Genomic DNA, 9,681 nt, shown 5'->3' with positions numbered 1-9,681 from the left:
TGCCATCAAGCAACGCCAGCAGTCCGTCTGGTCGTCCGGTGACTATGCATTGATCGGATCGACTCTTCAGATCGTCGGCGAGCGACTGTGCGAGGCCGTTGATATGCGCGCCGGCAGCAGCGTGCTCGATGTTGCGGCTGGCAACGGGAACGCGACGCTGGCCGCGGCCCGCCGCTTCGCTCGCGTCACGTCGACCGACTATGTCGGCGCACTTCTTGAGCGAGGGAGGGAGCGTGCGTCCGCCGAGCGCTTTTCCATCGATTTTCGGCAGGCTGATGCCGAAGCACTTCCATTTGTCGATGGCAGCTTCGACGTGGCGCTATCCACGTTCGGTGTCATGTTCACCCCGAACCAGACAAAGGCAGCCGCCGAACTCGTTCGCGTCGTGCGCAAAGGCGGGAAGATCGGATTGGCTAACTGGACGCCGGAGGGTTTTATAGGCCAGCTTCTGAAAATGGTCGGAAAGTACGCACCACCCTCGCCCGGCATCAAACCACCTACTCTCTGGGGAACCGCGGCACACCTTGAAGAGCTGTTCCCAGGACATGAAATCCACAGCTCCGTGCAGACGTTCATGTTCAGGTACAACTCTCCGGAGCATTGGCTGGACGTTTTTCGACGTTACTATGGTCCCACGAACCGGGCGTTCGCTGCGCTTGATGCGCAGAAGGCGGCTGCACTGGAAGCCGACATTCTCGATCTACTTGAAAAGTCGAATTGGGCCGGCACTAGTAGCCTTATTGTTCCCGGCGACTACCTTGAAGTTGTGATTACGAGATCTTGAACTGCTTACGGTCGCTCCGACCATCCTCGCCTGCACCGACGAAGGGATCTAATAACGACCCCTTCTTGCTGCGCTTGCCGCTCGGCCGCAAAGTGCTAGTTTTTCACTAGGCCAAGCGTGGGTCTTCTTTTTGGGAAGCAAATGCACCGTCGCCAATTCATTTCGATTTTGGTTGGTTCGGCGGCTTGGCCTGCTAGAGCTAGGGCCCAACCTGCCTCCAGGATTCCGACTATCGGATTTATGGGGGCTGGCACCCAATCAGGCTGGAGCGAGTGGAGAACCGCTTTTGTACAGCGAATGCGTGAGCTCGGTTGGATCGAAGGGCAGACCGTTGCGATCGAGTATCGTTGGGCAGAGGGGAGTACTGACCGATACGCCGAAATTGCGGCTGAGTTCGTCCGTCTCAACGTAAATGCGATTGTCACAGTTGGAGGTGAGGCAGCAAAGGAAGCGACATCGAAGATTCCGATAGTGGCGGCAATGATGGCGGACCCGCTGGGACAAGGGCTGGTGTCGAATCTTGCACGGCCTGGCGGCAACGTTACGGGACTATCGATCCAGTCGAGCGATCTCGCGGGCAAGCGGTTAGAGCTTTTGCGCGAGACAGTGCACGGACTTCACCGCGTCGCTGTACTAGCTTACGTTGGCTTTTCTGGTACCGAGCTAGAACTGGCCCAGGTGCGAGCCGCTGCAGAGAAACTCGATATCGAAATCGTAACGCTTCCAGTCAGACAAGCCGGCGATATCCCCTCCGCTTTCGAAGGACTTCACGATCGAGCCGATGCACTTTACGTGCCGGCTAATCCGCTCGCAAATACTAATCGCAGCCAAATAAACATGTTGGCCTTACGTGAGCGTCTGCCGACGATGCACGGCTTTCGGATCTATGTTGAGGCAGGGGGCCTGATGTCGTACGGACCAAACACCCCGGATTTATTTCGCCGTGCCGCTGTTTACGTTGACAAGATTTTACGAGGCGCCAAACCCGCTGATCTGCCGGTCGAGCAGCCAACCAAATTCGACCTAATCATAAGCCGCAAAACTGAAACGGCGCTAGGGATTGAAATATCACCTACGATCCTTGCGCGCGCCGACGAGGTGATTGAATAGAGTATCTTTGCAGGCTTGTTGGCAGTTTTCGGACGCTGCCTGTTCAGCTGCAGGCATCTGTTCCTGAGGCCACAGCGAATTGATGATGCGCCCAAGTCCGAAATGACCAAAACGGACCCCACGGATGCTTGACCGTGTGTACCTTACCAAGTTCAACTCGCTAACTCGGACAGTTGAGCCGGATTGTTGGTGCCCATGAAACGGCGCGATTTCTTCAACGTAATTGCTGGCTCGTCCGTTCTTTGGGCATTGCCGGCGCAGGCGAAACTTCCAAGCGTCGGCTTCATGGGCAACTCCACAGCCGTGCTCGAAGCTAATCTCGTCGACGCCTTTCGCGACGGCCTGCGCGAGCTTGGCTACGAGGAGGGCCGCAATATTGTCATCGAATACCGCTGGGCGGAGGGGGACTATGACCGTTTTCCGGAACTCGTCGCCGAACTCATCGCGGCCAAGGTTGACGTGATCGTCACTGCCGGCACGCCGGCAGCCCTTGCGGTTAAAAAGGCCACCTCAACCGTTCCGCTCGTTATGGTCGCGGTTGGCGATCCGGTTGGCACCGGTCTTGTTTCAAACCTTGCCCGCCCCGGCGGCAATCTCACCGGCCTCAGCTCGGTTGCGCCAGACCTCGAGGGCAAACGGTTGGATATTTTGCATCAGATCGTGCCGAAGCTTTCGCGTGTCGCTGTTTTTTTTAATTCGCTCAATCCCTTTCACGCCATTTCGATCAAAAATGCGCAATCTGCGGCTCAGCATATGGGAATAACGCTTCAACCACATGACATACGAGAAGCCGAGGACCTCGATGGCGCCTTCGCTGCCATCCGCAACGACCGGCCAGACGCCTTGCTGATCCTGGCAGACCGCGTGTTCCTGCATAACCGTAAACGCATGATGGAGTTTGCCGAAGAACAGAGGCTGCCTAACGTGAATGCCTATAAGGAATTGGTCGAAGCCGGCGGTCTTATTTCCTATGGTCCGAGCTACGAGGACATGCACAAGCGTGCGGCGATCTACGTTGACAAAATTCTGAAGGGCGCCAATCCGGCTGATCTACCTGTCGAGCAACCGGCCAAGTTTACATTCATCATCAATCTTAAAGTCGCCAAGACGCTCGGTCTCGTCGTGCCGCCCTCGTTGCTTGCGCTCGCAGACGACGTGATCGAGTGACTAGGCGTGGTCCGGTTTTGATGCTGTAGACGGCTTCTCAACCGGCAGCTGAGTGCCACAGGTGTTCGGATTGTTAGATCTTCCAGTATTGAGGAGCGAGCCACACCGATGGTTACGACATTCGGAGTCGCAACGTGCTGGCCTTGTTCGAGAAGCTACCCTCAATGACTGATTGGAATCGAGGCTTGCGCCTCGTCTGACCATTGTTCGCGCTTCCGAGATATTTCCGGAGAATGGTTGTTAAAATTTTGCGTTTGTTTGAATGAACGTTCGCGAGAACAACTCGCGCAAATCACCGCATCATTGGTGCGATTTCATCGATAACTTGTAAACGTTCAGACGGGATTTGCCGCTGCGCTCCGCACCAATGACTGGACGGCGACGCTAACCGGGTGCCAGATTTGCCTCCCCGCACGCACCTTCATCCCCAGAACTCATGACAGTGGAACCAAAGCAAAAGCCCCCGAAATTGCTGCGTTAGTTCCTTCACGGTGGATCGTGATGATGAGACGAGCAGTCCTCGCCTTTTCAACATTAATGGCACTCAGCCAAACCGCCACGGCAGGCGTGCCGTTGTTTGGCCATGTCTCCTGCGCCGTTGTTCGTTTTTACGTCGCCAAATACTCGGAAGCGGCCGCTGAGAGATGGGCACGAAGCCACGGCGCCAGCAATGCCGAAATCGAAACCGCGCGTCGTTGTGTGCATGGAGCTGTCGTGCAAACTGCAAGCTCGGCTGCGACATCACCCGCGCCCGCGGCCGTACCCGCCCAGGAGCCGGCCAAGCAAGAACCAGCCGAACACGATCCAGATCGGGACGCATTGCAGGTCACATCTGTGCAAGATGAGCGCGCCGAACCCGAGCGGGTCAAACTTGATACCGATCCAGCTGCTCATGGTTTGGTCCGCCCGGAGGATGTCCAGGATCGTTCCGCGGCACCTGTGAGTCATGAGACTAAGGACCTCGCTCCCTCCGAGAGAAAGGCTACCGCCCAGCGCCCACGCTATGCGGGCGCATTGCATCACGGCAGGAGTGCGCGAGGGACAGGCCAGATGGCTTGGCTCAAACGACTTTGGCGTGACCTAACCCGGCCGCACCAAATGAGCATGGCCTTTTTGCATTTCAGAGGTGGCCGACGATAAAGGAAGGCGAGCCACTTATCCGATGGTGCACCCAGGTTGTTTGCCGACGAAAACTCCGGGCGCCTTAATCGTAACTGACCTTAGGAAAGAAATCGCCGCGCCCCTCGGGTGTCATGTCGAGGAGACCCCACAACGGGTCTGCGAGATCCCCAGCCCGATGGTGCTGATCAGGTGCCGGTGGTGCAAAGCTCATCTCCGATCCCCAGAAATGATGGATCGTCCCATTATGTTTTTTGAATACGTTAAAGATCGTCTCGTCCCAGTTCTGGCCGTCGGGAACGCGATGCTGCGCCCGCATACCCCTGGGAAATTTTGACGTGTCGCCGAAATAATCCGCGTCGTAGCTATTACCAGCCGTGGATACCAACGACAGGTGGTTCCAGCCGCGCTCGTGCGCCCACGCGGCTAAACGTGCGATCGGTGATTTCGCGACGATGTACAGCGACACTCGCCGGCCAATGTGCCTTGCCGCGCCCTCGATGCCATCGAGCAAATGCGTGCAGCCTGGACAAGGCAAATCACGTTCGGGTCCATACATGAAGCTGTAGAGAATGAGCGTTTTGTGGGGACCGAACAGTTCGGACATCTTCACCTTTTCTGGCCTTGCATTCTTTCCTATCCGCTCGAACACGTAGTCTTCCGGCACCTCACCGCCGAGCGGCAGGGCGCGGCGTTTCGCTGCGACCGCTTCGATCTGTGCACGAAGTGCGATCTCGTCATTCAGAAGCGCGTTTCTGGAAGCACGGTACTCGGTGCTTTCGTTTGGGTAACGGAGATGCTCCATGGCTTTCCTCCGGATGGGATGTTCAGGCCTGACAATAAACTCAGCCGGCAGAAGCGGGTTTCGCAAATTGCATTGGCGGCCCTGCAGCTGCTTGCCATTACATCTCCACGAGTGCGGCACAGAAATCTCAAAGTTCCGGCGCAGCCTGTCGGAAATCAACAGCAAGGAGCCAATCATGGCAGTAAAGCCCGTTCCCGAGGGGTATCATACCGTCACCCCCTATCTGACGGTTCGCAACGCTCCGAAAGTCATTGAGTTCTTGAAGCAGGCGTTCGGTGGCAAGCTAACTCACGAAGCAATCAAGCGGCCGGACGGCTCGATCATGCACGCGGAGATTATGATTGGGGACTCCCGCGTGATGATCGGCGAAGAAAACGAGATGGCAAAGGCCACAATATCAAGCCTCTACGTGTACGTTCCGGACGTCGATCGGGTTTACCAGCAGGCGATTAAGGCCGGCGGCAGCAACGTGATGGAGCCCACGGATATGTTCTACGGCGACCGAAGCGGTAGCGTAAAGGATCCGTCGGGCAACAGCTGGTTCATAGCCACGCACAAAGAGGACGTCGAACCGAAGGAGTTGGCGAAACGAGCCGAGGCCTTCAGCAAACAGCAGAAGGGCAAGGCCGCATAAGCGAACTGCAAAGAGCCGCCGCTGTTTGAGACCAACGGCGACGCACTTCGCGATCGAATCTGAGCGCATTCACCGTGCGACGCCGGCTAACCGCAACTTCGGTTAGGCTCGGCGCGCACGGAGTTGTAAGAACAGCGGCAATCTCTGCCAACGGCGTCCCGCCGGCGAGCCAATGGCTTCGTCGGGCACTGCGGGCTCGCGCAGCGCCTCGACTAAAAGACCGGCCTCTTCAAGTGCAACAAAATAGGCTTCAAGCGGCCGATGCTGACTGTGGAACGTCATTGACAGCCCGTCGCTCTCGACCGCGTCCGAGTAGCGAAAGGAACGAAGATAGTCTCCCTGGATCACAAAACGCGCATCGGCCGTGGCTGCTTCAAAGCGGCCGCACGAATTGATCGGATGAACGATCGCCATGCACAAGCGGCCGCCCGGCACAAGAATGCGGGCGATCTCCTTGACTGCACTGGCCATGTCATCGACGTCGTGCAGCGACATAAAGGCAACTGCCAGATCCGCACATTTGTCTCGCAGCGGAATGGATGCGGCGTTCGCCAGCACAATGTCCATGGAAGGGTCCGCTGCGCGCGCCGCAGCGACAAGCGACGGCGAGGCATCCATGCCGACCACAGCATGTCCGAGTTGCTTCAGGTGCCGTGTCAGGCGGCCCTCGCCGCAACCGACATCTACGGTCTGCTTTCCGGGCGCGGGCAACAGACGAATAAACTGGTCGCGATGGTGTCGCCAATAGCTGTCGTTGGGGGCGCGTGCCCACTTGATCCATTGCTCGGCTTGAGCTTCCCAACTCTGACTGAGATCCATGCAATACGCCCCGCTGAAAACTGGACCAGGCTTCCCGTGATCTCAACGCCTCATGATATCCGGCGGATATGGTCGAAGCGGGCGTCCGGCGCAAACATTGTCGCGAGCCTGTACCGCCTCGCGATGGGACCTTTCCACCTGGTTCAACAATGACACAGAAACGTTGCATGACTCGCGATTGTCGTCAGCGTATTTGCGTGTAGCCTCCGCTGCCAAAGCGGCCTGATATAGTGCTCCACAGCGATCCGATTGCGATGCTCTCATCGCCTGCTTCCAAGCCTCTGTGGCAGCGTTGCGCAGTCGCACCACTTCCGGGCAAGGGGTCGCTTTGACCTGAGCGGTGAGCCCGACTATTGCAATCACTATTGCCACCATCGTAAAGGCCGGCGCCCTTTTGAGCGTCATGGGATGTCCTCGCAAGTGCCCTGCCGCCGCAACTTCTCGCCCGCGCGCACGAGGTGATCTAATGAAGATGCGATCTGCGGCTTTGCAAGAGTGGTGCGGTCCGGCAAGATTTCGATCTTGAGCGGCATCTATCAACGCATGCCGCAGGCGATCATTCAAGTTCGATATCGCCGCGGCTTAGCCGTCGTGAGTGTATTGTACGCTCGCGAGCGTTCCGAAAAGACCGGCAGGCCCCTTCATAAAGTACGCCGGCTCGAGCAGCACGCCCATGCGGAGGGTCTTCCATTCCGCCGCGCCGACCATTGGAATTCCGCGATCGCCCTTTTGATATTGGCTGAGAAGGGTCTGAGCTACTCGCTCCGCATTGGAAAAAATTCGGCTGCCGGTCCATCGTGGAAGAGGCAGACCGGTCATGCGGCAGCAGAGCGCGGTGCAGGTGATCGCAGAGGCCTCTTCCGAATTGGCGTCGAGTCCGGCGGTACGCTGCACGTCATAAGCCGCGTGCAAGCTCTCGTGCACGATGGTTGCCTCATCGAAGCGCCCCGTCACAGCATTGAGTTCCAGAGTGTTGGCTCGAACTACGGTCCCGTCCTGACGCGTGCGCGCAACATCGTTGTACTGTGCGCCGGCAGTCGGATCGAGATCGGTCGGACGCCGAACAATGACCGCTCCGGATCGAACCGCCCGGGCAACCCGGTGCAACGTCTGAGGAGTAATGGTTATGTGGCCGCCGGCGATCGGAAACCGAAAGCGAATGCGCGCGACGGTCGGACCGTTGAGCACCTGCAGCACCCTGTCTTCGAGGGACATGCCATGACCTCGGTGTCGTCTTATTGTTTTTGTCGGTGCTTCCGGCGGGCCGGTTCAAAAGTTCTTCCAATGACCTTCGGTGCGCCTGATCATGCAACGGGCTTACGTTCTCTGCATTCGGGCCGTAAACTGAACCGCTTACCCGCACACCGGAGTTTTAGCCGTGAATAATGGATTGCATGGTCGTATCGCTTTGATCACCGGCGGCTCCCGCGGGATTGGTGCAGCCATATCGAGGGCATTGGCCGAAAACGGCGCGGCCATAGCCATCAATTATCGCGAAGGAGCCGATCAGGCGAGGAAGCTGGCGGACGAACTGGTCAAGACCGGCGCCTCTGCCATTACTGTCCAAGCAGATGTCTCTCAGGCGGATGCCGTGGCGAAAATGATTCAACTCGTGAAATACCAATTGGGAGAGATTGACATCCTGATAAATAACGCGGGCATCGCAATCACGCGCGGAATTGACACGCTCTCGGAAGCCGAATTCGACCAGACGATCGCGGTGAATTTGAAAGGCGTGTTCTTGTGCACGCAGGCTGTGTTGCCGATGATGCGAGCCAAAAATTGGGGCCGCATCATCAACATCTCCTCCGGAGCTGCGCGCGGGGCCGGTGCGATCGGGCCTCATTACAATGCATCCAAGGCCGGCGTTGAGGGATTGACGCGCGGCTATGCGGCTCGCCTCGTCAAGGAAGGCATCACGGTCAACGCTGTTGCGCCTTCGCTGATTGAAACAGACATGATGAAGGGCCAAGAAAGCCTAGTTAGCCGAATCCCTCTGGGCCGATTCGGTCGAGCCGAGGAGGTCGCAAAAGCCGTAATGATGCTGATCGACAATTCCTACATGACCGGCCAAACCGTCGCGATGAGTGGCGGCATGAGCTTCAACTGAGAGGGAAGCACGGTTTGGCTCCAGAACCTCACGTCATGCAAGGATCAATTCGCGATGCCGCCTGAACAATTTGTCCTTAACATTTCCGACGGTGATATCACCGACCTGAAATCTCGCCTCGCCCTCACCCGTTTCCCTGACGCCGCGCCCGGCGCGCCGTGGGACTACGGCACCAGCGTCGATTATATGCGTGAGCTGGTGTCCTACTGGAAGGACAGCTTCGAGTGGCGCACGCAAGAAGCGGCTCTAAATGAATTTCCGCAGTTCAAGGTGCCGCTGCACGATATCGATCTGCATTACCTTCACGTTCCCGGTGTCGGCCCGAAACCATATCCGCTGCTGCTCATGCACGGTTGGCCGGGCTCGGTTTTCGAATTCGTCGACATCATTCCGCGATTGACCGATCCCGCTCGATTTGGGGGTGACGCAACGGATGCATTTACGGTTATTGCACCCTCGCTCCCCGGATACGGACTCTCGTTTCGGCCGGGACAGAAAAGGTTTATCCTTCAGGATGTCGCAGCATGCTTGCACGATCTAATGACCAACACTCTTGGATATCGGAAGTTCGCTGCACAAGGTGGCGATTGGGGCGCCGGCGTCGCTTCGTTGATCGGACAAAAATTCCCATCATCGGTCTGCGGCATCCATCTGAACTTGCTGTATGTGCCACGCGAGAAGATCAGCCCGAATTCGGAAAGCGAAGCGCGATACAACGAGCAGCTTGCGCTCTTTCTCAAAGAAGAGGCCGGTTATCAACAAATCCAGGGCACAAAGCCCCAGACACTGGCGTTCGGGTTGACGGACTCTCCGGCGGGTCTCGCCGCCTGGATCACGGAAAAATTTCGCAAGTGGTCTGATAATGATGGCGCACCCGAAAGCGCTATCAGCCGTGACCGCCTGCTGGCGAATATCTCGCTGTACTGGTTCACTGCAGCCATCGGCTCTTCGTTCTGGCCATACTACGGTCGCCTGCATTTCGGGTTGCCGATCTCGCCGGATCATCCGATCTCGGTGCCGACAGGGTATGCCGCTTTCCCGAAGGAAATAGTCACCCCACCTCGCTCGCTGGCTGAGAAGACCTACACGAATATTCAAAGGTGGACGGAGATGAAAAAGGGCGGTCATTTCGC

Annotated in this window: 10 protein-coding genes; 6 read left to right on the top strand and 4 right to left on the bottom strand. The window is 57.4% G+C overall.

Annotated elements, in window-relative coordinates:
* The 3 genes from VJV58_RS21655 to VJV58_RS21645 form a co-directional block, all read left to right on the top strand.
* Positions 1–784: class I SAM-dependent methyltransferase (locus VJV58_RS21655; RefSeq protein ID WP_324139410.1), on the top strand; the 784-nt coding region annotated here is incomplete at its 5' end.
* Positions 785–925: 141 nt separating this feature from the next.
* Positions 926–1,894 carry an ABC transporter substrate-binding protein gene (locus VJV58_RS21650; RefSeq protein WP_324139412.1) on the top strand — a complete coding sequence of 323 codons (969 nt, stop codon included), beginning with the start codon at positions 926–928 and terminating at the stop codon, positions 1,892–1,894.
* 195 nt (positions 1,895–2,089) lie between these two features.
* Positions 2,090–3,061 carry an ABC transporter substrate-binding protein gene (locus tag VJV58_RS21645; protein ID WP_324139409.1) on the top strand — a complete coding sequence of 324 codons (972 nt, stop codon included), beginning with the start codon at positions 2,090–2,092 and terminating at the stop codon, positions 3,059–3,061.
* Positions 3,062–3,802: 741 nt separating this feature from the next.
* Here the strand turns inward: VJV58_RS21645 and VJV58_RS21640 are convergent.
* The gene (locus VJV58_RS21640) at positions 3,803–3,955 is read right to left on the bottom strand and encodes a hypothetical protein (protein ID WP_324139408.1); all 153 of its coding nucleotides are present in this window, start codon (positions 3,953–3,955) and stop codon (positions 3,803–3,805) included.
* Positions 3,956–4,265: 310 nt separating this feature from the next.
* Complete coding sequence (locus tag VJV58_RS21635; RefSeq protein WP_414641544.1) at positions 4,266–5,162, bottom strand: DUF899 family protein; 897 nt, start codon at positions 5,160–5,162, stop codon at positions 4,266–4,268.
* Here VJV58_RS21635 and VJV58_RS21630 point away from each other — a divergent pair.
* Positions 5,161–5,619: a VOC family protein gene (locus tag VJV58_RS21630; RefSeq protein ID WP_324139407.1), complete on the top strand. Its 459-nt coding sequence runs from the start codon at positions 5,161–5,163 to the stop codon at positions 5,617–5,619. The two genes, VJV58_RS21635 and VJV58_RS21630, sit on opposite strands and share 2 nt — an antisense overlap.
* A gap of 102 nt (positions 5,620–5,721) precedes the next feature.
* Here the strand turns inward: VJV58_RS21630 and VJV58_RS21625 are convergent, their stop codons facing one another.
* A complete protein-coding gene (locus VJV58_RS21625) occupies positions 5,722–6,438 on the bottom strand; it encodes a class I SAM-dependent methyltransferase (protein WP_324139406.1) in 717 nt (238 codons plus the stop codon).
* Between the two features lie 582 nt (positions 6,439–7,020).
* Positions 7,021–7,653, bottom strand: a complete 633-nt coding sequence (locus VJV58_RS21620) for a hypothetical protein (protein WP_324139405.1) — start codon at positions 7,651–7,653, stop codon at positions 7,021–7,023.
* A 163-nt stretch (positions 7,654–7,816) separates the two neighbouring features.
* On the opposite strand from VJV58_RS21620, the gene VJV58_RS21615 reads away from it, so the two are divergent.
* Complete coding sequence (locus VJV58_RS21615; protein WP_324139404.1) at positions 7,817–8,548, top strand: 3-oxoacyl-ACP reductase family protein; 732 nt, start codon at positions 7,817–7,819, stop codon at positions 8,546–8,548.
* A 54-nt stretch (positions 8,549–8,602) separates the two neighbouring features.
* A partial coding sequence (locus VJV58_RS21610; protein ID WP_324139403.1) for an epoxide hydrolase family protein occupies positions 8,603–9,681 on the top strand: 1,079 nt, incomplete at its 3' end.

The sequence above is a fragment of the Bradyrhizobium sp. genome, assembly GCF_035273305.1.
Lineage (GTDB): Bacteria > Pseudomonadota > Alphaproteobacteria > Rhizobiales > Xanthobacteraceae > Bradyrhizobium.
This window is presented reverse-complemented; position numbering and strand designations above follow the sequence as displayed.